This window comes from Paenibacillus phyllosphaerae (assembly GCF_014192105.1).
In the GTDB taxonomy this organism is placed as follows: domain Bacteria; phylum Bacillota; class Bacilli; order Paenibacillales; family Paenibacillaceae; genus Paenibacillus_Z; species Paenibacillus_Z phyllosphaerae.
In genome coordinates this window covers 126,087-151,471 of sequence record NZ_JACHXK010000006.1, presented here as the reverse complement: position 1 = coordinate 151,471, position 25,385 = coordinate 126,087, and the positions used below count along the sequence as shown (strand labels likewise).

At 57.3% G+C, this 25,385-nt stretch carries 11 protein-coding genes and 2 pseudogenes; all 13 read right to left on the bottom strand.

Going from position 1 to position 25,385, the window contains the following annotated elements; translation table 11 throughout:
* Window positions 1-80 precede the first annotated feature (80 nt).
* Window positions 81-3,077 carry a family 78 glycoside hydrolase catalytic domain gene (locus FHS18_RS15280; RefSeq protein WP_183600938.1) on the bottom strand — a complete coding sequence of 999 codons (2,997 nt, stop codon included), beginning with the start codon at window positions 3,075-3,077 and terminating at the stop codon, window positions 81-83.
* 25 nt (window positions 3,078-3,102) lie between these two features.
* Window positions 3,103-5,766 (bottom strand): alpha-L-rhamnosidase, encoded by a 2,664-nt coding sequence (locus FHS18_RS15275; protein ID WP_183600937.1) that lies wholly within the window; start codon window positions 5,764-5,766, stop codon window positions 3,103-3,105.
* A 52-nt stretch (window positions 5,767-5,818) separates the two neighbouring features.
* Window positions 5,819-7,219 (bottom strand): glycoside hydrolase family 2 TIM barrel-domain containing protein, encoded by a 1,401-nt coding sequence (locus FHS18_RS35395; RefSeq protein ID WP_425497310.1) that lies wholly within the window; start codon window positions 7,217-7,219, stop codon window positions 5,819-5,821.
* Window positions 7,220-7,573: 354 nt separating this feature from the next.
* Window positions 7,574-7,936, bottom strand: a pseudogene (locus FHS18_RS35390) (hypothetical protein); the annotation flags it as partial.
* Between the two features lie 66 nt (window positions 7,937-8,002).
* A pseudogene (locus tag FHS18_RS35385) lies at window positions 8,003-8,425 on the bottom strand (glycosyl hydrolase 2 galactose-binding domain-containing protein); the annotation flags it as partial.
* A 329-nt stretch (window positions 8,426-8,754) separates the two neighbouring features.
* The gene (locus FHS18_RS15265) at window positions 8,755-10,662 is read right to left on the bottom strand and encodes a DUF2961 domain-containing protein (protein ID WP_183600935.1); all 1,908 of its coding nucleotides are present in this window, start codon (window positions 10,660-10,662) and stop codon (window positions 8,755-8,757) included.
* Window positions 10,663-10,791: 129 nt separating this feature from the next.
* Window positions 10,792-15,318 carry a chitobiase/beta-hexosaminidase C-terminal domain-containing protein gene (locus FHS18_RS15260; RefSeq protein ID WP_221401336.1) on the bottom strand — a complete coding sequence of 1,509 codons (4,527 nt, stop codon included), beginning with the start codon at window positions 15,316-15,318 and terminating at the stop codon, window positions 10,792-10,794.
* A 219-nt stretch (window positions 15,319-15,537) separates the two neighbouring features.
* Window positions 15,538-16,872: a glycoside hydrolase family 140 protein gene (locus FHS18_RS15255; RefSeq protein ID WP_246427671.1), complete on the bottom strand. Its 1,335-nt coding sequence runs from the start codon at window positions 16,870-16,872 to the stop codon at window positions 15,538-15,540.
* A 169-nt stretch (window positions 16,873-17,041) separates the two neighbouring features.
* Window positions 17,042-18,823: an extracellular solute-binding protein gene (locus tag FHS18_RS15250; RefSeq protein ID WP_183600934.1), complete on the bottom strand. Its 1,782-nt coding sequence runs from the start codon at window positions 18,821-18,823 to the stop codon at window positions 17,042-17,044.
* A 97-nt stretch (window positions 18,824-18,920) separates the two neighbouring features.
* Complete coding sequence (locus tag FHS18_RS15245) at window positions 18,921-19,847, bottom strand: carbohydrate ABC transporter permease (RefSeq protein ID WP_183600933.1); 927 nt, start codon at window positions 19,845-19,847, stop codon at window positions 18,921-18,923.
* A 20-nt stretch (window positions 19,848-19,867) separates the two neighbouring features.
* Window positions 19,868-20,821, bottom strand: a complete 954-nt coding sequence (locus FHS18_RS15240) for an ABC transporter permease (RefSeq protein WP_183600932.1) — start codon at window positions 20,819-20,821, stop codon at window positions 19,868-19,870.
* Window positions 20,822-21,953: 1,132 nt separating this feature from the next.
* Window positions 21,954-23,765, bottom strand: coding sequence for a sensor histidine kinase (locus tag FHS18_RS15235; RefSeq protein WP_183600931.1), 1,812 nt, complete (start codon window positions 23,763-23,765; stop codon window positions 21,954-21,956).
* Window positions 23,762-25,384 (bottom strand): response regulator, encoded by a 1,623-nt coding sequence (locus tag FHS18_RS15230; protein ID WP_183600930.1) that lies wholly within the window; start codon window positions 25,382-25,384, stop codon window positions 23,762-23,764. The genes FHS18_RS15235 and FHS18_RS15230 overlap by 4 nt, the downstream gene beginning before the upstream one ends.
* Window position 25,385 lies beyond the last annotated feature (1 nt).

Here is a 25,385-nt window from a genome sequence, read left to right as displayed (position 1 = left end):
AGAGCGTCATACTTCTATTGTACCCTTCGAATAGGATGGACAAACCGCAATGGACTGCCGGTCGGAATCGGCCGAAGGATTCATGAAGAGCCGATTCGTTCCACCTTCGTCGTACCGTTCCACCCTTCCGGCAGCTCGATATCCAGCTCCAGGTCCGCCGGAAGACGAACATGCAGGTCCAATGCCGAGTCGCCGATAATACGCCACGCAACCTCCACTTGCCCGCCCTGCGGGAGCGGCACGCACCCTCGCGCCCAGGCCAACCCCGACGGTTGGGGAGCGACGACGACGCGCTTCCAGCCTTCCGCACCGCTGCGGACGCCAAGCACATTCGCGCCGAGAAAATAGCCCGGGGCTGCCGACCAAGCGTGACAATGGCTGCGCGTCAGCTGGTCCGGATTAGCTCGGTTCTCCGCGAAATTCGGATACATCTCCCAACAGGTCGTCGCGTCATGCTCGACCATCTGCCCGTAGTGCTTCCTCATATCTTGAACCATCAACTCATGCTGCCCTAGCTTCACCAGCGCCTCGTAATAGAAGAACGACATGAACGGGCTGCCGATCTGGACGAACGATGGCGGAGGGGCGATGATATACCGCTCGAGCGTTAGCGCCCGATCGCCGGCCGCTATGCCGCACAGATAGGCGACTACTTGCGTCTGCATGCTGAGAACGTCCGATGCGCGGCCATCCGCATGAATGCAGTCCAAGTAAGCTTGCTCGGTTTCCGACCACAGATGTTCATTAATGGCCGCCCGCAGCCGTTCTCCCTCCTCGGCAAAAGAAACGCCTTCTTCCGCTGACCCGGCTATGCGTGCCAGTTCCGATGCCGAATGGAGCGTGCTGACCAGGATGGCGTTCTGATGCGTGACCACGCCATCGCCTGGCTGATCGATCGGCGCCCAATCCAGCAGGTTCCAGCCCTTCATATGGAGCAGCCCTCTGTCATCCAGCTTGCCCAAGTAATGCGTCAGCGTGAACTTAACATGCGGCCAGATCGACTTGGCGAACTCGCGGTCTCCGGTATGCTCCACATACTCGGCGCAAGCCTTCGCCCAGAAGAAAGTCCAATTCGGGATCACGCTGCTCCATCCGCTCGGCACCTGGTCGGCATAGAACGGCGATTGTTCCCGGGAACCGGGCACCAGCTGCAGACAGCGCTTCACGATGTCCGTCGCGCCGAACACGTAGTAATTAACAAGCGCTTCATTGCGGCTGTCGCCTACCCAGAACGTTTGCTCATAAGCCGGGCAATCGACGAACGTATCCTCCATGCATAAGCGGGTCGTGTGCTTGCTGATCTCCCAGATCCGATCCAAGAGCGGATCCGAGCATTGGAATCTACCGATTTCCGCAATCGGATAATTGCTCTGCAGCATGCGCACGCCATGCAGCTTCACCGGCCGCGCGGCGCCTCGCACCGTCACCATCAGGTACCGGAAGCCACGCCGAACCGCCGACGTATAGGACTGCCGGCCTTCCTTGCAGCGATAGCGGAGGGTATTATCAAGCCCATAGGTATCTTGCCGGAAGCCGCTTGCCATGTATTCGAAACCGTAGCAATCGACGATCGTGCCTGCGGGAGCGTCCAGCTCCAGCTCAATGTAACCGGACAGCTCACGGCCAAAATCGATGATGAGTTCCGTGTCCTTGCCTTCATAGCTTGGCACCGTCCCCGCAAGAGCGTTCGGCATCACCGCTTGCTGCAGCTCGTAGGGAACCGGTCGTTCCTGCCGGCTGCGATGCCATACCGACAAGGCGAATACCGAATCTCGTCCGACGAGTTCCGTCGGGAAATCCCGCAGCAGATGCGCGAAGGAGGCAAGCTCTGCGGCCGTAGCCACTTGCTGAAGCTGCTTATAATCGTCATATCCGGCAAAAGCTTGCTCATCCAGCTCCCGGCTTCCATGGAATCCGACATAATCCATGAGCGGCGAAGTATTATCTTGATGATCGATCCATTCGAACGTCGCGAACGGTCCGATACCCGCGAATGGAGACGCATCATGTTGGGATGATTCCAACTTGGTCGGCGAACAGATCTCCACGTTAACGTCCGCATCGATGCCAAGATGAAGCCCTTGGCCGTGCTCCGAGCCAGCGAGCTGCAGCCAGAGCAGATTGTCGCCCTGCTTGAAGCTCACGTTCCAATACCGTTCCGGGCTGACGCCATCCATTTCGCCCACACGGCATAGGTTCCCATTGAGTCCAAGCTGAATAAGGGGCGAATAGCCGTTCGGAAACCCGATCGTTCCCCTTCCGTCCCGATCCGCCCGTATGACGGCGTACACATAACCGACATACCCCATCGGATTCGCATGACGGATGCTGTCCGGGGCCATAAAAGCCCGTACATCCAAATAAAACGTATGTGCCACCGGCTCCACGGCATGAAGCGAACGAATACGGACAGGCCACATCGGCTCTTCCGTCAGCGGCGGCAATTCGGAAGGGACTACCGTTGTCCAAGGCTCCATCCCGGGTTCGCCCAGCTCCCGGGCTTCAAGCCAGCTGCCTTGAAGGCAGCTTACGATCGTCCAGGCTTCATCCCAGCGCTCGGCATCAACGCGTTCCGTGAATGCGAGCTGGCACGACATGCGCGAAGCATGCCGCTCGTAACCCTCATGAATTGAAGTGCGCCAATTCCGGTCCGTCCCGATCGTGAACGCCGGATTACCATCTTGGAAAACATCGAGCTGCGCCAGCAATCCCGGACGCCCGAGCGTGTAAGAGAACGTGGCGACGCCAAAATGCATGACAAGGACGGCGATCGTATTCGTAGCGCCGGCCCTCAGCAGATAGCCAACCTCATGCTTATCGCAGCTTTGTTCGAACGTCCACGAACGGTTCGGTCCTCTGCCCAAGCGAACTCCGTTCACGTAGACGATATATCTGGAATCGGCCGTGATGGACAACGCCGCCGATTCGAAACCCTCTTCCGGCATCGTAAAATCGCGGCGGAAGCATCGCCATTCATTGCGGCTGCTCTCCTCCAGGCCGCCCCATATCCAGCGCGCTTGCCATTGCACGCCGGAAGGTTTGGCAAGTCCTGCGTTGTGCTGCAAATTCCCGTTCATTCGCAATCGTCTCCCTGTCACAAAGTCACCAATCAACGACAATTACTTGATGGCCGAATGCCAGCTTTTGATCATGCAACATGTCGGAACTGCCATGCGCGGTAATCCGGAGGCTGCCCTTCACTTGTTCGGGAATCGTAATATCGAGAACCAGTCGTCCCTCTTCCTTGCGCCAAGCGGCTCGAATAGTTCCTCTTACCGTGTCGATCGACGCTTCCGCCGCTTGAAGACCATCCGGAATCGACGGCTGGATGAGGATCTCTTCATAGCCCGGCGACAGCGGCCGAATGCCGGCCAACCGCGTATAGAAGGAGGCTCCGATTCCTCCGAACATCGCATGATCGTGCGAATGCATCCCGCCTTTGAAGCTCCACTGTTCCCACAGCGTCGTCGCGCCGTTCGCGATCTGATAACCGAAACTCGGATACGCCGTCCGCGTCAACATCGCATACGCAAGGTTGATCTGCCCGTGATCCGCCAAGACATCCATCAGGTATCGCGTGCCGTAGATACCCGTATCCAGATAGCCGCCCTTGGCTGCGACTGCTTGCACGAGCCCCGCCACGGCTTGCGCGGTCTGATCTTCCGGTACCATGCCAAGGGCGAGCGGCATGAGCTGCGCCGTCTGGGAACCGTTCCCGTATATGCCTTCTCCACGGTAGAACCGTGCATGGAATGCCCGATTAATCTCCTCCGCCAATACCCCGTACCGCTGCCGTTCATCTTCCTTGCCGAGTACGCCAGCTGCTTTGGATACCGTTAACGCCTGCTGATAATAGAGGGACGTATTAACGATCTCGACCTCTCGAAAATACTGCTCCCAGCCGTCCTCGTTCGGCGCGCACCAATCGCCGAAACCTTCCTTCACGATTCCGTCCGGCCACGCGGCCTTCAGATGATCAATGTAGGCTTGCATCGACTCATAATGCTCGCGAAGCGGTTCCGCATCGCCGTAATACCAATACAAATGCCACGGCAGCGTTATTTTGTCGCCAGCCCAGTCGGGGTTCGTCATGCTGTCTTGAATGTCGCGCAGCCATTTGCGGTAATACAGCCGCATATCGAAATTATGGATCGCAGCTTCCTCGACGACGGCTGAATCCATCAAACACGGCGTCCGCTCGTCGCGCTGGCAGCAATCGGTCGGAATACTGACGAAATTGTTCAGCATCGACCATCGGATATTGCGCTGAATCTGGTTCAGCAGTTCGTCCGAGCTTGCGAAATGACCGGCCTCCCTCACGTCAGCATGGATCGGAACCGCTTTCAGGTCAAGCAGTTCGCCAGTCCCGCTCGCTTCCACATACCGGAAGCCGTGATACGTGAACCGCGGCTCATACGTCTCGATCCCTTGCCCGTTCAAAACGTAGCAATCCTTGGCATGCGCGTTCCGGTTCGTCCACGGATCGATCCTTCCCTCGTCATCGACCAGCTCGCTGTAGCGGAGCGTCAATCGGCTTCCTGCCGCGCCTTGGACGGTCGCGCTTACCCATCCGGCGATATTTTGGCCGAAATCATAAATCGTTCGATCGGCGAAGGCAAAACTGCGCACGGGAGCCAGCCTGTCATGCGGCCTGACCGGCGGTTGCATGTTCGGTTCAAGAAGACCTTGCGGAGACTCCGCCTCTGTCGCGTTCGTCCATCCTTCCGCCGAATAGGAGCTCGTGTCCCAACCGGGATCGTTAAGGCGCGCATCGTACAGCTCCCCGTCATAGATATCGTTCAGGAGCAGCGGACTGCCTGCCGTCTGCCAGGATGAATCGCTCACGATCTGCCGCCGCGTACCGTCGGTCAGCGTCAAGTCCAGCTGCAGGATGAAGGCTTTATCCCGCTTCCACTTCCAGCCCCAACGGGAGTAATTCATGTTATAGCCATTGCCGAGCCACAGGCCTATCGCATTGCCGCCTTGATTCAGCAGTCCGGTCACGTCATACGTGTCGTATAGCATCGTCCGCTCATATGGCGTATTCGCCGGCGCAAGCACCCGGTCATCCGCTTGGCGGCCATTGAGGCGAAGCTCGTACCAGCCCAAAGCGTAAACGCGAAGCGCTGCATGCTTCACCTCGGACGCAAGCCGAAACGTCGTGCGGAATCTCGGGCTGTCGGCCGGCACCGGCTTGTCGCACAGCGACAGTTCGCGTTCGCTAAGCCGAAGGCCGCTGCCGGAGGGATGGATCGACCCTGCGGTGAACTGCAACGTCGACGGATCGTAGAAGCGGTTCACGTATAACGCGCGCCCCTGCACGTCGTATACGCGAAGATCGCGGATGACCGCCGCTTCGCCTTCTTCATTCCTGAACCCTATCGTGCCTGCTCGTATTGCGCCGGCATCGGCGGACAAGACTAGCCTCTCGCCGATGTAAAGGCAAACTTCCGTACCGCTCCAAACAAGCCGAATGGCATGCGCGGCGGGAGCGAGCGCAAGCTCTGGTGCCGGCGCTCGTTCCAACTCCGTATGAATGCCATGCTCGATTAAGTTGAAAGTCACCTCTTGTTGATCCGAATCCAGATGGCAGGCGCAATAGCGGCCGCTGCCTTGAACGCCGATCAACAGGCTCGTGCCCTTCGATTCGATGACGACGCTGGCTTCCACGGTATAATTTTTCCATTCGAGATGGTCAGGCGCAGGCCTCGTTATCCACTTCGCTGCCCAGCCGCCGAAATGACGTTCTTCGTTGCGTGTGGTCAAGATGAATGTCCCTCCCATTTAAACGTAGCACTTTCTTGCCGCGCGATATACTTCATGATTGCGCCAGTGTAATCCGGGCCGTGTTCCAGCCTCCCAGCGTAAGTCCTGCCATAGATTGTCCGCTGCCTGCCTCGAACCCGATCACCCGCTCTTCTCCGGGATACAAGCCGAAGTCGTTGTCGGCCAAGTAACAGTCCCAATCCTCCGGAAACCCTTCGATGATGACTCGTATCGCCGGGTACGGTCCGATATTGCGAACCTTGATCGTACCCCCGGTCTCTTGCTGCTCCATCGTGCCGATCAGTTGCGTAAGAGGCAGCTGACGCATCGGTGACGAAGGCAAGTTCGCGTATCGTTCGAATGCTTGCACCGCCAGCTCGCCGGGATATTCGTTGTCGTTATGGGTATGCGCCTGCTCGAACGCAAGCAATTCTTCCGTCTTGGGCTGCGCGTTGAACCAGTACCACTGGCCGGCGATCAGCTTGCCCTGCTGTGCATGCAACGAGACGGCAAGCAGGAACGGTTCGATCTCGGATGCGGCGGGCAGCTTCACGGATATGGAATCAAGCGCAGTCAGACGATTGGCCTCTATCGTAATCCCGTCGTACTCCTGCGACCACAGCTTCTTAAACCGGCTGTCATACAGCACCGCGCGAGCTTTGGCTTGCTGGAGGGGCTCCAGCGTATCGTTCGCGATATGCAGCGAGGCCGTGAACGTCTCGCCTGCATGCCATCCGTTCATCTTCTCGTAGAAGGCGAACACGGATTGCGGCCTGGATGTCTGCATCGCCCGATAATAGGACAGCTTGGGCGTGCCGTAATAATCGACGACGGCCCAGGAATGGCCGGGGAACAGATCGGTGAATTTGTAGTACCAGAATCCGGATGCCGTCTCTCCCGCTCCGGCGCGCTGCATCTCCGCGGTGTACCGGATCGACTCGCCTTGCGAGGTTTGCGAATACGCGATGTAATCGTCCCAGTTCCGGATCGGGCCGTAAGCGCCGTAACGCATCACTTTGATCGGATCCTTCAGGCTGAATTGGTGAAAATGCGCTTTCCAGCCCCGGCTCTCTTCGGTCGGCGGGAACTCGCCAAGCGCTTCCTCCGGCATATACTTCAAGATGCTGGAGCGATTCGTCATGCTAGGGATGCCATATTCCCCGACCATAACGGAAGGCATCGCGCGAGTTGAAGCGTCGAGCGGCTCTCCCCCGTGATAGACGTTCCAATTATGCACGCTCCCGCCCCACGGATCGGTCCGATGGAAGGGGCGCGACGGATCGAATTGCCGGCAGCGTCGTCCGGCGAGGAACAGCCCCTCGTCCGCGCCGCCATGCGGCCCGTTCTCGTTGCCTCCGCCCCACATGATCAGCGACGGATGGTTGCGGAGCCGCTTCACCGTCTGCGTTACTTGCGTGTCGATGACGGACAAATCGGTATAAGGGGCATCCATCGGTCCCCAGCAGAACGGGAACTCCTGATAGACCATAATGCCTTTCTCATCGCATATCCGGTAAAAGAAATCCGGTTCGATGATACCGCCGCCCCAAGCGCGGAGCATCTGAACGTTGGCGCGGCGGGCAAGCTCCAGCAGCCGCTCATATTTGGCTTCCTGCTGCTCGAGCATCGGGTCCGGCCAGCACCAATTCGCTCCCTTGACGAACATCGGCACGCCGTTAATGACGAACTGCCAACGGTAGTCTGCCTCCGGCGCCGACACGGACAGCGGCCGCATCTCGATCGTGCGGATGCCGAAACTCAGCTCCGCGGCGTCCAGCCTTTCCTGCATGACCGGCTGTTCCCGATCATCTTGCTCCTCTTCGGCTAACCGGCTCAACTCAAGCGTCATCGTGTAGAGAGACGGGTCCCCGTAACCGAGCGGCCACCATAAGGCGGGACTAGGAACCGCCACTTCCGTTCGCCATACGCTAGGTCCGCAGCCGATTTCCATCACATTGCGGAACCGAAGCGCCTCTTCGTCCGTTCCCGCCCCTTTGCGGTCAATTTCGCCCGTTACGAGCACCTTGATCGGCTGCGCGAGCTGGCTATTTATGGTGTACTGAACCAGCAATCTTGCTTCTTCGGCTTCGATATTCCGCGTGACCACGTAAGGGTCGATAATCGAAATCAGTAGCTCCGCAGACAGCCACACATCCTTCCATATCCCCATCGAGATGAGATGCCCGTAATGCCAGCCGAATCCCGGACTGCCCTTAAGCAGTCCATTCCAGGATTGCGGCGCCGGGTCGATACGGACGACAAGCTCATTCACGCTTCCAAATAGAATCAGGTTGGTCACGTCATGCTCAGGACCGCCGAACATACCCTTGTGGTGGCCGAGCGACATCCCGTTCAGGAACACCGTTCCGGAGTAGTCAATCCCGTCGAACCGGAGCGTTAGCCGCTGCCCCTGCCATGCCGAAGGAACTTCGAACGTCTTGGCGAACCACCAGTCCCGGCGCTCGGCGCGCGTGCGGCGAAACCAGACCGGCAGCTCCTTAGGCTCGCCGTGCGTATCCAACTCGTCGATCGTGTTCGTATCCCACAATGGATCTTCCAGCTCGCCAAGCGTGACCAACGCGCGCTGCACCGTCGTCGGCACTTGCACCTCATGCCAGCCGCTCCGGTCGTATCCCGGTTCATACCAGCGTTCCGCCATGCCCGGACTATTCGTCGCCTTGCGACCGAACCAGCCTGTCGCCGGCGCGGGGTCGCCAGGGAACGCCGGGTCGCAATCGATCATCCGCCATGCGCCCGATAGACTAATCCTCTGCTTGTTCACGGCTGCCGTATCTGAGCCTGCTTCCGTCGGCGCGGCCTGTACGTCCCTGACCGGAAGGCGGCTCTCCGCCTCCAACATTGAATTGCCATGCAGGGTAGAGCGGGCGTAGGCTTCGTCTTGCAGCTCATCGAGGTACCGGACGCCATCATTCGTGCGATAGTACGTAACGTCTCCCATGCTGATACCTTCTCTCTTTTATTTGTAAGTTAGCGGATCGAATAGACCCAGTAATAGAACTCGTTCCAGGCACGCGTCTCGCCGCAAGGTACATACGCCAGACGGATCACGAGATCCCGTTTGCCAGCCGTATACTGCGGCGGAATGTCGAATTCGTCCTCCAACCAGCGTTTGTACGGATTGCGGTCGGCCGCATACCAGTCCCGCTCCTCCACAAGCATGCCATCGACATACACGCGAGCGCGCTGTCTGCCGGTGATCTGGTCCGACCTTCGCCGCAGCCGCACGCCGCGATTATCCGGATCGACGCTGATGACGAATTCGCTCCACCCTTCCGTCTCATGGCCGACGTCTTGCACGAGCAGCTGATCCTCACGCCCCTCGTAATAGCTCGCGAGCGTGTAGCAGCCGCGGCTGCCTGAGCTGCGGTAACGATGAATGCCTTCCGAAGCTCGGTTGCCGATATCCAGCTCATCCGTCAGCGCCATGCCGGGAGCATCGATGCCGTAATAGAACAGCAAGCCCGAATGGCGAATGTACTGGTTGTTGAACTCGCCGGACTCGATGCCGAATACGAGCTCCGTCCGGAACGGATACCAATCGCCGGCGCACATGCGGACCATCGACCACGGATTGTCGGGAAGCCCGTCATAGGCGCTCGCCGGATTCATCTCCGGGGGCGTCGGGAACCCCCACCCGTAGCACACCCAGCTCTCCGAGCCGTCGCTTTCCACTTGCGGCGTGCCGTTCCCGTCGATATAGACGCGCACATCCCCTTCGCAGCTAATGACGCCGGGCTCGCGGGTGACGCCGGTGATCGTCCCTGCGACGAGATGGCCGCTGCCGGTCAATCGGCCGATGATGCTGTCGGAAGCGTGCGTCGCCTGAGGCGGATAATAGGGCGAAGCGCGGAAATATCCCGTCTTTCCTTCTTCGAATGCGGCATTATAATCGGTCGTTATATGTGTCTCCCAATAGGGTAACGACACGCTGTCGTCACCCCGATTGATCAGCTCGATTCTCGCCTGCTTCCAGTACGGCATCGGGAAATAGCAATAGAATTGGCCGCTCGCCAATCTGCCGTGTGACAGGACGCCAACGGCATTAAGCCCAAGTTCATTGCCGAAGAAAATGCCGATCGGACACTCCACATCCGGCGTCTGATGATCATCCCACGTTGCCCGGATCCACAGCTGCCGAAGCCCATGCTCGCTCGCGGGCGCCAGTTCAGCCAGAATCGATACAACGCTCCCTTGCCCGGACTGTTCCAGCACGATCGCCGAGTCCCCCGGTGCAATCTCCAATTTCTCGGCACGGCATGCCGTTGCATGTACAAATGGTTTCGGATCGGAGCCGACTGCCCCCCACATCTGCAATACGCGATCATAATCTTCTTTCCCGGTGAAGGTCTCGATGCCTTCGGACGTCGGATAAGCGTGGTAGACGACGTGGCCCCAACCGCCATCCCCTTTGGCATGGCCTTTCAGTCGGATATCGGTCGTAATCTTGCACGATCGCCTATAAGGCATCGGCACGAAGCTGCGGACGACTCGGATCGGCCCCCTCCCGTTATCCTCCGGTCCCAGGTACGCATCGGCAAGCGGCTGAACGAATGGTGCCTTGTTACCGAATTCCGATGGTTTGATCACGAACGAAGGATCGCGCTCCCCGTCAAAATAAAAGCGGAACGTCGGCTCCTCGCTGTCCGGATACCGATGCTGCACGAAATTGTAGATGCAGCCGGGTCCGTCGACATCGAAGATGACCCATTCTTCGCGGTCCTGATAGAGCCACCAGTCCCAATCCGCATTGAAGCCTTGCTTGTCGATGCTTCCTTCGTAATGAACTTGCACGCCATCCCGCAGAATCGGCAATAAATCGAATCGTTCCAGATTGGCAAGCCCTCTCGGCTGAATCGCCGATATTCGTTCGGACACGAACAACACTCCATTCCCAATCGCCGGCAATACGGCGTATCTGTGTGGTAACTCCGTATGACAAAGCGGATCAAACGCGCCGGTTGGCGCGTTTGATCCCGAATCCCTAATCGATCGGTCGCTTACCGCTTAATTCAATTTGGCGATATTCGCTGCGTCCACGAACGCCGTGCTATCCCCTGTCGTTGCCGTTCCGACGAACGCGATCGTCAAGCTTCTGCCCGAAGGTACTTCGAACGGCTCCGTGGCGTAAGTCTGGAACTCGACCGTATCCGGCGCGAAAGTTCCGATCACCGCGTCGCCTGCACGCACTTCAATCGTCTGCAAGCTGTTATATCCGCCGCGCTTCGCGGCTTGGAAGCTGATGGTATACGTGCCTTTCGGGAAGAACAGCGTCTGGCTGAACTGCCCGATCTTGCCGTCTTTATTCTGGAGAAGCCCCGTCTGCTCGCCTTCCGGCGCAGGAGCGGCACCGAACGCGCTGCCGTTGCGCTGCACGCCCGCGTTGGCATTGAACACCCAGCCGTCCGTCATGTTGCCGCGAACGGAGGTCACCTTCGGCGACTCGAATCCCGCATTCGCGAGGATAGGCGCAGCCTGCGGCACCGGATCTCCGATCGTAACCTGGTCAATGAAAGCGGTATTGTCGCCGCTCGTCGTCGTGGCCACGAAACGGAGCGTATGCTGCCCGGCTTCCACCGTGAACGCATCGGTCGTATAAGCGGCATAAGTAGAGGTCCCCGGAGCGAATGATCCGATGAGGGTATCGTCGATCAAGACATCGAACTGCTGCTGGCCGCCGAAATCCCTGCGGGCCGCTTGGAACGTTATCGCGAATGTGCCGTCCGGAAGATCCAGCGTTCGGCTGATCGTTCCCTGTCCTCCGTTCGTATTCAAGTAAGCGGCCTGCATGCCCGAAGGCGCCGGCTTCTGTCCGAACACGCTGCCGTTGCGGACGATGCCCGAATACGTGTTGAACGACCAACCTTCCGCCGTTCCGCCGATCTTAACGCCGTTAGCCGCCGTGACGGCAGGAGATTCAAAGCTGCCGTTCGGTATCACGGGACCCGTGGGAGCCGTATAAGGCACGATCGTTACGGCATCGATGAAGGCCGTATTATCGCCGGTCGTCGTAGCCGCCTTGAAGCGGATCGTATGCTTGCTTGGCTTCGCGATCGTAAATCCGTCCGTCTTATACGATTGGTAAGCGCCCGAATCAGGCGTGTACGCGCCAAGCAGCTGGTCATCGAGATAGACGTAGAAGGACTGCTGCCCGCCGAAGCTGGTACGCTTCGCCGATTGGAATTGCAAGGCATAAGCGCCGGCCGGGAATACGAGCGACTGGCTGATCACGCCTGCAATCCCTCCATTCGTCTGCAGCAGTGCCGATTGCGTGCCTTCCGGGGCGTCGGAAGCGCCGAACGCGCTGCCATTGCGCTGTATGCCTGCCCGCTCATTGAACGTCCAGCCGTCTCCGCTGCCGATGACGCCGCTTGTGTTCGTAATGGTCGGCGCTTCGAATCCGGCATTGGCGAGCTGCGGGAATTCCGGTATCGTTATTCGTTCGATCGTTACGGCATCGATGTAGGCAGCGCCCTCTCCGGAAGATGCCGCCGCAACGAACTTCACGTCATAGCTGCCGGTCTCGACCGTGAAGAATTCCGTTTGATACGAGCCGTAAACGGATGCTTGCGGCGAATAGGTCCCGACGAGCTGCTCGCCGACATAAACTTCGAAGCTCTGAGGCTGGGCAGCGTCTTTGTTGGCCGCCCGGAAACCGATGGCATAAGTCCCTGCCGGGAATTCGACGGTCTGGCTGAACTGGCCCGGCTCGCCGTCGGTCGACTGAAGCAATCCGGCCTGCACCCCGAACGGCGCGGACGGCTGGCCAAGCGGGCTGCTATTGCGGAGCGCGCCTGAGGCTGCGCTGAACGTCCAGCCTGACGTAACGCCGGTGACTAAACGATCTTCATCGGTCGCTGCAGGCGATTCGAAGCTGGCGTTCGCGATATGCGGCGCCTCATCCGGCTTCGGCAGCGTAATGCGTACATCATCGATGAAAGCCGTGTTATCGCCGGTCGTGGTCGTAGCCGCGAACGTAATCGTATGGCGTCCGCCATCGGTCGCGAACGGTTCGGTGCGATAAGTCGCATATTCGCCTGAGGTCGGCGCGTAAGAACCGATGACCATGTCGTCGAAATAAACGTCGAACGTCTGCGTGCCTCCGAAGCTCGTGCGCTTCGCGGCTTTGAATTCCATTTGATACGTGCCCGGCTTAAAGTTGATCGACTGGCTCAACACGCCGGATACGCCGCCGTCGGTCTTCACATACCCCGTCTGTACGCCTTGCGGAGCTGGCGTCGCCTGGAACGGGCCGTTATTGTGCTGCACGCCCGTGCGGCTGTTGAATACCCAGCCGTTCGTCATCGGACCCGGTTTGGCCGATGTCGTGGCCGGTTTCTCGAACCCAGCGTTGTAGAACGTGACGACCGGCATTTCCTCCGGAATGTCGAAGCTTACGAAGCAGCGTTTGTCCGCGCCCGGATTCGGATCCCCGAAGAACTCCGCGCTGCAAGTGACGCCGTTCTCGAAAACGCCGTAATTGAACAGGCCGTCCGCGCCGAACGCCACGATCGCTTCGCCTTCGAAGTAGCACTCTCCGCCTTCATACATGCAGAACTCGTAGCCGTCCGGCGCATTGCTCACGTCGTTGATCTGATACAACGCCGATTGGTAACCGGATGGTTTCATCCCTTGCTTGAACGCCTTGGCCTTATAGAGCGCAAGCGATGCGTTCTTCAGGATGATCGGCCGCGTATAGAGCGGGGATGATTCGGTCGGCGTGCTGCCATCCGTCGTATAGCGAATCTGCGCGCCTGCGGTCGCGGTTTCGAGCGACAGCGCTTCAGCCGATGGATAGACGCCGGACTTCAAGCTGAAGGTCGGTACTTCCACTTTGTTCGGAACCGATTTCGGCAGAACCTTGACTAGAACGACGCCATAGCTGGAAGGATCGCTATTGCTGGTTGCCCGAATCGCGATATAGCGCTCGTCATCTACTTGCGGCGCGTGATACGCGCCTGTGTTTTTGTTGATGGCACCGTTGTTCTTGCCGACGATGCTCCATGTAACGCCGCCGGTGTTGTCGATCACCTCGGAGGTGAGCTGTACCTTATCGCCGGACTTCACGGTTGGATTGAGCGGAGCGACAGCTACCTGCGTCTCCGGCGCATCGGTGGTATAGACCGCGACGTTATAGTTACCGTCGATCCCCGCGTCGCGGAAATCCGTATCCGCCGCGAAGCTCGCCGTTACCCGAGGAAGCAGGCCGTTGCCTTCTTTGACCACGTTGTCTTGGAAGTTCAGCTTGCGGAACGTCTTGCCGATGTTCAAACTTCCGAAGTCGAACGTGACATCCTTCGCCGCTCCTGCCTTCGTCTCGAGCAGAATCGTGTATTCGCCATCCGCCGAGCGGAATGCCGCCGCCCGCACGTCAGGAGAATCCGTATCGACTTCAAGCACTTGGCTATGCTCCGGTATGTACCGATTCAACATCCCGGTAATGTAGAACGTCTTCCGGACATCCAGTCCGAGCACGACGGAATCCCACATCGTATAGACGCCGTTCGTGCCGCCGTAAGGGTCCGGGCTCCACACGCCGTTCAGCTGCCAGACGAGCGCGGATTTCACGCCGCTGTTCGCCGCTTGGATTACGGAATTCGCGTAGCCCGCGTCCCAATTGCTCGCGTTGTCGTCCGCCCAACCGAATTCCGTCAAGTGAACGGGCTTGGTTCCGACGTATGCTTTGCGGTCGGCGAACGCTTTGCCCAATCCTTCGTATGACTCGCCGTACACATGGAAGCTGTAGCCGTCGATAACGTCATCGGCATGGTCCTTCATGTATTGCGTCCAACCGAGCGCGCCGGTTTCTTCCGGTCCCCAGATCTCGATCTGTTCCCGCAGTCCATCGGTCGACAGCCGCTGGCTGACCTTACGGACCATCTCGGCGTAATAGGCCTGCTGATCGCCTGGCGCTTCGAAATCCCAGCTTCCGTTCGGCTCGTTATAGAAGGTCAAATACTTGACATTATCATAGCCGCGTTCATGGATCAGTTCCTGCAGCAATGCCGAAGTCGAAGCCGCATACGCATCCAGGTCCGCCGGCGCGCTCGTCCAGGGGTCAACGCCCGGAATGTTGAACCAGTCGTGAACCTTAGATCCGATTTTCCAACCCATATTCAATTCGATCTCGGTACCGGCTTCCTTGAAAGCGTCCAAATATTGATAGAAGGCCAGCATCTCGGAACTGTCCCAGGTGTAGACGCCCTTCTGCGGTTCCATCCAATCGATCTGGAACCAGACGCGCGCCACCTTGGGCTCGACGGTGTTGATCCGCTTCCGGTCGATTTCGAAATGCGCTTGCGTGTAGCCTTGCCGTGTCGTCCCGTCCATCAAGCCCGTCGGGATGACATTGACGCCTACGCCGAGGAAGTCTTCTTGGATGATGTGGTTCGGGTTCATGCTGACGGTTACCGATTGCGCCGCTGCCGGCTCCGGCGTCTCCGCCGATACGCCTCCCGCAGGCAATGCCATCGCGGAGGCCAGCATGAATGCTGTCATGCCTGCCGCGGTCGATCGCTTCCATATATTCTTCATTCCCGCCGCTCCTTTGCCATCGATTCAAGTTGAAGCGCTGCCTTTATCCCTCGTTCCCCCTGGCTCCGACCACCTCCTCCATCTAACTCCATCGTAAAAGAACGTAAGCGCTTACGGTATGAAAGATCTACCGATTCGATTGAACTGTTTACGACAGTCGGTTAACTCGTAACCAAGTTGCCTTGAACAAATTTAGGAAAAGGTTGAACGCCCCTGCCACTACTCGCAGAAGTTCATCGCCAGCACCCAGTCTTGCCCTCTGCCGCTTGTCGGCGGCCGGAAATTGGCGGTGCCTTCTTCCGCGTAATCGCCGGCTTCCCGATAAATTCCCGTACGCGGATCATACCAGGCTGCAGCCATTCGTTCCCCGCAGAAGATATCCGCCGAGACCGTAATTTCCACGCCATTGGGCGAATAGACCAACGCGCAGCGTTCTCCTTTCATGGCGACCATACGATTCGCCCCTTCGAGGTTGGAAGCAAGCACACTGTCATCCGGCGCCATTCCGCATTCGGAGTATGCTTCCATCAATGCTCGCAAATGCTGCATTTGCGCAGCGCCTGGACGGTGAAGCGCCTCCTGCCAGCCATAGAGAAACTCGGCGCCCCCTCCTTCCCTGGTCATGGACCACACGCTGTGATGGCCATAGGTATGGCCCAGCGCACCGGAGAATACGGCATAATAAGCGGCACGTCTGACGTCTGACGCGTCAAAATATCCATTGCGTGGATCGAACCCGATAGGAATATCCTCGTAGCAAGGCTCGCCATCCAGCGTCGGTTTCGCTGGCATCAACCGATAATCCGCTTGCACGCGAGCATAATTCGTAATTTCCCGCTCCCCATGCCCGGATTGGATCATGTTGAAATCCAGCCATGCCTCCCGGTGCACATTCAGCGAGGAAGACCGGGCCCCTGCCGGATGGAAGCTCATCAGATGCGCGCCGCCATCCCCTTCTTTCAACCCCTCCGCCATGCCGCGGATGATGGCAAAGTGCTCGTATTCCTCCATCGGCCGGTCGCCGCCCAGCACCCAGATGATATTCGGGCAATCGCGATAACGCGCTCCGAGCCACTTCCCGTATTGACGTGCGTTAGACGGCGTGAAAATGACCGGTCCCTTGCCATGCTTCACGTTGAATTTATCGCCCCAGGTCGGCAGCAGCGCGACATAGATCCCTAGCTCAGCTGCCTGTTCTATGATGTAATCCATGTGATCCCAATACGAGTAGCCTGACGTATCCGGGAGGGACGGATCGTACGCTCCCGCATCATTCATGAGCAGCGGCGTGCGGCCGTACGCGTTGCCTTCCTCCAAGCCATCGAGCTCTGCCAGCGCCACCGCTTGCACGACATTGAAACCAAGGCTTTCACGCTGCCGCAAATAATGTTCGGCTTCCTCGCGCAACAGCTTGTGGAACAACTCCCACGCCGTATCGCCGAGCCAAAAGAATGGCTGTCCGTCCGCCGTCGTTAACCTGCGGCCGTCTGCGCTTACCCGCAGCAGCTGCATGTTTTCTTGCATATGCGAGTCGCCTCGTTCATTCCCGTTCATTTCCAATCCTCCTGTTCGATTCGATCGGCTTCGAGCAGCTTGATACAAGAAGAGCCAAAGCGCGGATACGCTTTGGCCCGTTGAACTTGATTCCTTGCTGCTAAATCCTGGCTTGCCTGTTGTTAGCTCCTTGCTTGTATGAGCTTCTGACACCTTGCTTGCCTGCTGCTTACAGTCCGTGAGCCGTTCTCAGCTTCGTGACTTCTTCGTTGTAGAATTTCGTGAACTCGTCGGCGCCGGCTTTCTTGAACGCCTCGATCGCTTCCTTCTTGTTCTTCGCGAATTCCGCGTCGTCCTTGGACAGAATGATCTTCGCCGCTTGGCGCGCAGCCAGTTCTTTGAGCGAAGCCTCGGTCTTCTTCAGATCCTCGGTCAGCGTCACGCCAGGAACCGTGTTGCGCTTCAAGATCTCGTCGTCGGACATGCCGTCCATCCACGTCGTGAACGTGGTCAACTTGCCTTCGTCGATCTGTTTCTTGAACACCTCACCCGAATAGCTCGCGCCGTAATGGGAGGAGAAATCTTTCTCGAGCGGCGTCGCCGCCTTCGCAAGCGCCTCCTCGGAGGAGAACAGGTCAAGCGGCTGGCCGTCGTTCGGATTGACGACGCCGTTGCCAAGGCCGATGATGTTGCGGTCGAGCGACAGGCCGGTCGATTCGAAGTCGAGCCCCCCGCCGGCTTTGAGCGCGAGCGTCTCTTCCGTCAGCGTCGGCTTGCCGTCCACCACGGTCCATTGGCCGCCTTCAACACCGTTATACATCGTTCTTGCGCCTTCGTACGAATAGATGTAGTTCAAGAATTCCATCGCTTTCTCCGGATGCTTCGAGCTCTTGGAGATGCTGTACGATTTGTCCTGCCAGCCGAGCGGGCGAACCTCGCCCGTCCAAGCCATCTTGCCGGCCGGCACGACGATATAGCCTTTGCCGTCGTTCGCATGTTGGGTGTTAAAGTCGCCCATCGCCCATGTAGCCGGGCCGACGACGATCTGGCCTGCCGTTGCTTTGGCCATATAATCATTGTTCTTCATCGTCAGCGAATCCGGGTCGAGCAGTCCCTTGCGGTTCGCCTTATTATAGAAGTCCATCGCCGTCCAGAAGTTCGACGACTCATCCGTCAACGTGCTGATGAACGTGCTGTCGCCGACTTGCGCAGCCGTAAGATCGCTCGTCGCGCCGGACGACTTCGTGAAGACGATCGGCGGAATAAGATAAGGCCACAGCCCCCAGTCCTGCCACATCGAGACGCCGTATACTTTCTTGCCGTCGTCCGTGGTCGGATGCTTCTGCACGATTTGTTCCACCGCGCCGAGAAGATCATCCATCGTATCGAGCGCCGGCGTGCCGATCTCCTTATACCAGTCCCAACGAATCGTTGCCCCGATCGTCACCGGCGGAATCGCCGTACCCGGCTTCGGCTGCACTTGCGGCGGGAGGAAATAAAGCTTGCCCGTGCCGTTGCTCCAATTCTTCTTGCTATAGTCCACGACCGTGCCGATATTGGCCGTAATGTCTTGGCCATATTGGGTCAGCAGATCGTCCATCGGTATGATCAGCTCGCCGTCGATCAGCTGCTTCTGAAACTTGTTTACGTCCGAGCGGACGATATCAGGAAGATCGCCGCCGGCCAGCAAGACGTTGAATTTGTTCTCGTCGGCTTCTACGTATTCGATCTTGACCCCGATCTTGTCCGCGATCGCCTTGGCGACGACGCTGTCCTGGTACTTGTTCCATTTGGTCCCCGGCTCCATGACGAGAACGCGAAGCGTGACCAGTTCTTTGGCGGCTTCCGTATCGGTGTTCGTGCCCGCATTCGTCGACGACTCGGCCGTCGTATTCCCACTTGTATTCTTGGAGCCTTCATTGGTGTTCGCGGCATTGTTCGAACAAGCCGACAGCAGCGAGGCGACGACCACCGTGGCGATCGCAAGGTTCGGTAATGCTTTCTTTCTCATTCCATACCCCTCCTAAGATAGTAGAAGCTATAATTATCGGCGATAATAGCCGGATAATCCAGTAGATTGTAGGTATTCGCGTGCCGGTAAGGCGCTGTTAGCCTTTGACCGCGCCAAGCATGATGCCTTTGACAAAATAGCGCTGCAACAGCGGGTACACCAGCACGATCGGGAGCGTCACGAGCATCGTAATCGTCATCCGAATCGATTGCGGGGTCAGCGTGCGGACCAGATCGCCCCGAGACAGCTGATCGGTCGTCATATTGGATAAGTTGCTGGACTGGTTCAGCAGGTTGTAGAGCACCAGCTGAAGCGTCTGCAACTTCGGATTCTCGACGAGAAAGTAGTTATCGAACCACGTATTCCACTGCCCGACGGCCGCGAATACCGCGATGGTCGCAATGATCGGCATGGAGAGCGGGAAGATGACGCTCGTGAAAATTTTGAAGTACCCCGCGCCGTCGATCTTCGCCGATTCCTCGAGCGACACCGGCAGCTGCTCGATGAACGTCTTGATCAGGATGACGTTGAAGCCGACGAGCGCGCTCGGCAGGATGTAGAGGAGGAAATTGTTTTGCAGCCCATAGGCCTTCATCGTCAAGTACCAAGGAATGAAGCCGGCGTTGAAGTACATCGTGACCAGCACGAAGCGGTAAATCCACTTGCGGTAAGGCAGTTCGTCCTTGGTGATCAAATAAGCGAAGAACGAACAGCAGCATACGGTGAGCACGGTGCCGAGCACGGTACGGGACAAGCTGACCAGCGCCGCATCCATAATGCCAGGCAGCGCGATCGTCGTGCGGTACGACTCCAGCGAGAAACCGGCCGGCCAGAGGAAGACGCCCTTCTGCGCCTCGATCGAATCGCTGATGGAGTAGATGAAGATGTAATAGAACGGATAGATCGTGACGATGACGAGCACCGACAAGATGAAGTAGTTGCAGGCATTGAAGGCCAGATTCTTCCAATCGAGGCTTCGTTTGCGGGATGCCCCCGATTGGCTTGCGATGGTTCGGGTACTCATAGGGATGCTCCTTTCTCGCTTTATACGATGCCCTGTCCGCGGAATTTCTTCGACAGGAAGTTGACCGTGAACAACAGGATGATGCTGATGACCGATTTGAAAATCCCTACGGCCGTCGAGTATGAATAATCGCCGGTTACAAGCCCGAGCCGGTATACGTACAGATCGAGCACCTCGATCCGGTCGGCGATCATGACGTTGCTGAAGACGAGATATTGCTCGAAGCCTGCCGACAACAGATTGCTGACGGAGAGCAGCAGCAGTACGATGAACGTGGGCATAATGCTCGGCACCGTGATGTGCCAGATCGTACGCAGCCGGCCTGCCCCGTCGACGCGCGCGGCATCATACTGCTCGCTGTCAATGCTGACGATCGCCGCCAGATAGATAATGGCGCTCCAACCGACCGACTTCCATAGCAGGAGCAGCGTCTGCACGGTCCATACCCGGTCGTAGTTGCCGAGCACGTTGACCGGCGTATCGCTTAAGCCCAGTTTGAAGAGGATCGAATTGACGGCTCCCTCCGTGCTGAACATGCTGAACGCCAGCGAGAACACGATGATCCAGCTGATGTAATGCGGCAGCGTCGAGGTCGTCTGCACGAGCCGCTTGAACCATTCGCTCTTGACCTCGGACACCATAATGGCGAATAGCATCGGAATCGGCGCCGTCGCGATCGACAGCAGGCTGAGCGCGAGCGTGTTGATTAATACCGGTCCCATCCGGGGATCGCTGAACATCGTCCGGAAGTTCTCCAGGCCGATGAATTCCGTGTTGCTGAGCGGGATCCCGGGCCGATAGTCGAAGAACGCGTAGATCCAACCGAATAACGGCACGTAGCTGAAAGCAAATGCGAGAATGACGAACGGCAGCGCCATGAGCAGCAGCTTGATGCCGTCTTTGCGGTAAAGTTTGGATTTGCGCGCAGCCTTGCGGGCTGCTTTGCGTTTGGTTGCGGGTTCGGTAAATTCCATGGCTTTTCTCCTTTATCCGTTGTGCTTGCTCTCTCCTTATGGCTTAATGATAGCGCTTTATCGCAGGCGGCCGAATGAACGATCTTATGACTTAATTGAAAAAAACGATGGGCGCATCGTGGCGCGATTGAACGATTTTACGATTAGGTTGAAACAAAGGGCTCCGCCCTTTTGAAACCCCTTTTACTCGCCTCCCCCACACCTCCATCGGAGGGGATGCAAGGGCCTCGGCCCAGCCTATGCTTCCGAAGTGAGTTTTCCTTTGGAAAACTCTGAGCACACCCGAAATTGGCGTGACTCGTAACGCGGCCATCGTTGATGTGTTCTTTCGATGTGGGCTTGCGTTGTCCGCTGTGGATTGATGGATTCAATCCGCTGAGGACAAAGCTCTTGTTCGAGCTTCGTTCGTGACGGGTTGCCTTGGGGAGCAGACCTGTAGTTACGCAGCGTTATGTATGCTTCCAGCGATTCCTCGCGTTGTCCGCTTGCGCGGACAAACTTACGTTTTTTCACGAGCGTAAACGTCATGTCCTGCAAATGAAAAAAGGACAGCCTTGGCGGCTGTCCTTCAGAGTGTCGAGAAAGTCCTATGGACTTTCCGACACTCTTATTTTTATAGGGTGGTTCTCATCTTTTTAAGGATAAAATCGTTTTAAACAGCTCTGAGAGCCAAGTTATCGAACTACATTGGGGTCTGTTTTCGGTGTCTCGGAAAAACAGGGGGGTTCGACAGCCTGGCGTTACAGGGTCTTATCCCTGTTGCTTGACGGCCGCCTTGCCCCAGACGAAGGTGTACCGGTTGGCATTGGCTTCAATCTTGGTTCCATCGACGAAGTAATGCATTCGCAAGGACAGTTGGTCCTTGGTATATTTTTTGTTTTTGAAATTTTGAGTAGGGTTACCTCAAACGGAGAGGTCGCATGATTCTGGAGAAGCGTAAGCGTTCGCCTTTGTGAGCGGATTCCTACCTTCACCCATTTCATTCAGGGAATCCGGGAACAACAGCGATCGGAAGAACATGCGACCACGCAGTGGATGCGGTAACCAAAATATTGCATTTGAACAAAGAGGTGTCCCAACGTCATCTATTTGATGACTTTTGGGACACCCCCGTCAATTCGTATTTAGCTTTTCAAGAAGAATGAATCGATGGCAATCTTACGACAACCTCTGCCCCTTTGGCACGAGGTACGAAGTGAAGGCCATAATCCGGGCCGAAATACAGCTGAATCCGTTTGTTCACGTTGGCGAGGCCGATGCCGCTGCCCCCGCTTGACGATTCCGTGCCTTCGCCGGATTGCAGCTTGCGGTTCAGCTCTTCCAACTGCTCGGGATCGAGTCCTGCGCCCGAGTCCGTCACCTGGATAACCAGCTGCTCGCCCTTGACCTGCGCGCGGATGCCGATGAAGATGGCATGGTCTTCGACCTGGCGGCCGGAAGCGATGGAGTTCTCGACCAACGGCTGCAAGATGAATCGCGGCACCCGGCAGTCCCAGGACGGCTCGTCCACGTCGATGTCGAATTGAATGCTGTTATTGAAGCGCATATTCGTAATGGTCATGTAATGCTGCAGATAGCTGATTTCGTCGCGCAGCGAGCACATCGGGTCCTTGCTCGAGAACACCGGCCTAAGTATGTTGCCGAGCGCGACGATCGTATCGACGATATTGTCCGCCTTCATCATCGAGGCCATCCACCGGACCATGTTGAGCGTGTTGTACAGGAAATGCGGATTGATCTGGTATTGAAGCGACTCAATCTCCAGCTCCCGCTTCTGCTCCTGCATCTTATTGTTCTTCTCGAGCAGGTCGACGATGCTGAGCGACATCTCGTTGAATCGCCGGATGACCGTACCGAATTCGTTGTTCGGCACCTGATCGAAGGTGACGCCGAGCTCCCCGCGGCTCATATCCTTCATTTTGCCGGCCAGCAGATGGAGCGGACGCACCATCTTGTTCAACCAGAACGCCGAGATGATGAAGATGACGAGCAGGCTGAGCAGGAACACGACCGCAATCGTACGCTGCACTTTATAGATCTGCGCGGAGTAAACGTCGAGCGGGATCTCCTTCATCACGTACCAATCCGTCCCTTGAAGCTTATAATAGACGACCTGCACCCGCTCGTTGCCCTTGTTCATGTCGCGGCTTCCATACGTCTGCCCATCGGCGGGATCGGGCATATACAAGCTTGGCGATCCGATACGCGCCGTGCTGCTCCCGGACAGAATGATGCCGTCCCCGTCCGCGATATACATCTCGCCGTCATTGGCATCGAGCGAAGTCGCGTAGATGGAAGCCAAATACCGTTCGTCGATGTTGAAAATAAGCGTCGCGCTTATTCGCGGGTCATAGATCGCTCGCGTGCCGCGCATGACGCTGATGACTGCCCCGTCCTTCTCGCCTGACATATACGGATTGAAGAACGACTTTTTCATCCGGCCTGCGACGATATATTCCGGATAGGCAGCCACCGTCCGCTCGTACAGCTCCGAATCGAAGAAACTCTTCTTCCACTCCTCAACCGGCTGCACCAGGGTCGTATCCCCGCTTCCGCCGATCGCCCCGTGATTCTCCGCGGTAATGTAGATGGAATGCACGTAGTTGTAATTATCGATGAACAGCTTGATCCGCGAATGCAGCGTGTTCTGATAGCTCAGGAATTCCAGTTGGCTCTTATCGGTCAAATTGAGCAGCAGCTGCTGCACCTGCTCGTCGTTCAAGAACAGCTTCTCCAGGCGGTCCACGTCGGCGATGAGTCCCTGGATATTATGGTCGATCTGCTGAAACTGCTGGAAGAGCAGCCGTTCGTTCTGGTCCTTGACCGTGCCGAGCATGAACGAATAGATGTAGTAGGAACCGGCCGACAGGACGACCAGGCTGATGACCATGAAGGAGATGATCAGCTGCGTCCGCATGCTGCGGAATCGGGACCATCCTTTCATTCGTCCACCTTGGCCCCTAGCATCCACTGCCTGCGGAATTCATTGGGATTAAGGCCCGTCATCTTTTTGAACACCTTGCTGAAGTAGGTATATTCCGGCGAGAAACCGACCTGCACCGCGATATCGTACGATTTCATCTGCGTGCTGATGAGCAGCTCCTTCGCCCGTTCGATGCGATACCGGTTCAAGTAATCGACGAACGTGATCTGCAGTTCTTTTTTGAACAAATTGCTCAAGTAGCTGAAACTTAAATTGACGTGGTCGGCTACCGTCTGCAAGCTGATGTTCTCATGATAATGCCGCTTCATATATTGCAGCGCCTTCGACACCTCGTCGCTCATATGCAGCCGATGGTGCGCTTCCTCCGCGATTTCGGACAGGAACACCTGCACCTGCTGCAGCATATCCGGCAAGCTGTCGCATTGTTCCAGCTGCTCGGTGATGTTGAGGAGCAGCGCCTTCTCGCTCTGATTGTCTTCGTAGACATTCGTGCTCACCCATTGCACGAACTGATACACGAGCGTCTCGACCGTCTTCCGATTCTCGCCGAGAGCGCTCGCGAAGTAATCGAGGTAACGCTCGTATTCCTTCTGTTTGGCAGGCAGCAGCATCGCTTTAATCGAGGTACAAGCGCGCAACTCCGCCAGCTGAGCGTGAAGTCCGGTCAAATCCGTTTTATCATCACCGGCAAAAATCTGACCCGCGCCGGTCCAGAATTTGCGGGCAAGCGCGCGCTCCGCATCCGCATACATCCTTGGAAGCGCTTTATATCCGCTGTGAACGCCGCTCATGCCGAAGGACACCGAGCCGCTGAAATACGTCTGCATCACTTCTTGGATATGGTGCAGGATCGCGGCCGTATCCTGACCGATCGTTTGCTCGGAGTGGACGTCGTCATAATGCAACAGCAGCAAATAGCGGGTCTCGTCGATGTAGAACGCCTCTCCGCGCTTATGCACCGACGTGATTTCGCTCAATATATTCAGCATCGTCATTTTGATCAGATGGCCATGCTCATCTTTGAACTTGCGCTTCACCTGATGGATATGGTCTACCTCCATCAGGCAGGCCACGAGGCGGGCCGGCGATAACTTCAGGCCGCTCTGCGAGACGAAGGATTGGAATTCGGCCGGACTTAAGATGCCGTAGAACAGAAAGTCCTTTAGCATTTTTTCCTTGATCAAATCCAAATCGCGCGAGGCGAGCGGCGTCCCCTCAGCGGACACCGGCCGGCCTCCCTGCTGCTGGAGTTCTTCCTTCAGAGCGCTCAGCACCCCTTCGATCTCCGGCTCGGTCATCGTCAGCTTCAGAATGTAATTCGAGACGCCGAGTCCCATCGCTTTGCGCGCCAGTTCGAATTCCTCCAGACAAGACAGGACGACGATTCGGGTCGATTTGTTCTGATTCCGAATCCGTTCGATGAGCTGCATCCCGTCCATCTTCGGCATCCGGATATCGGTTATGACCACATCCGGCTTCTCGCGCTGGTAGTGCTCCCAAGCGGCTTGCCCATCCGGCAGGTCGGCTACCACTTCCATATCGAATTTCGCCCAATCGACCGAATTTTTGAGCCCGATCCGGACGAGCATCTCGTCTTCCACAATCGCTACCTTATACATT

Excerpts from the sequence above, each read along its gene's own strand:
- FHS18_RS15280 (WP_183600938.1), bottom strand. The coding sequence starts at position 3,077 with ATGAACGGGAATTTGCAGCACAACGCAGGACTTGCCAAACCTTCCGGC.
- FHS18_RS35395 (WP_425497310.1), bottom strand. The coding sequence starts at position 7,219 with ATGGATGCCCCTTATACCGATTTGTCCGTCATCGACACGCAAGTAACG.
- FHS18_RS15260 (WP_221401336.1), bottom strand. The coding sequence starts at position 15,318 with ATGAAGAATATATGGAAGCGATCGACCGCGGCAGGCATGACAGCATTC.
- FHS18_RS15255 (WP_246427671.1), bottom strand. The coding sequence starts at position 16,872 with ATGAACGGGAATGAACGAGGCGACTCGCATATGCAAGAAAACATGCAG.
- FHS18_RS15250 (WP_183600934.1), bottom strand. The coding sequence starts at position 18,823 with ATGAGAAAGAAAGCATTACCGAACCTTGCGATCGCCACGGTGGTCGTC.
- FHS18_RS15245 (WP_183600933.1), bottom strand. The coding sequence starts at position 19,847 with ATGAGTACCCGAACCATCGCAAGCCAATCGGGGGCATCCCGCAAACGA.
- FHS18_RS15240 (WP_183600932.1), bottom strand. The coding sequence starts at position 20,821 with ATGGAATTTACCGAACCCGCAACCAAACGCAAAGCAGCCCGCAAGGCT.
- FHS18_RS15235 (WP_183600931.1), bottom strand. The coding sequence starts at position 23,765 with ATGAAAGGATGGTCCCGATTCCGCAGCATGCGGACGCAGCTGATCATC.
- FHS18_RS15230 (WP_183600930.1), bottom strand. The coding sequence starts at position 25,384 with ATGTATAAGGTAGCGATTGTGGAAGACGAGATGCTCGTCCGGATCGGG.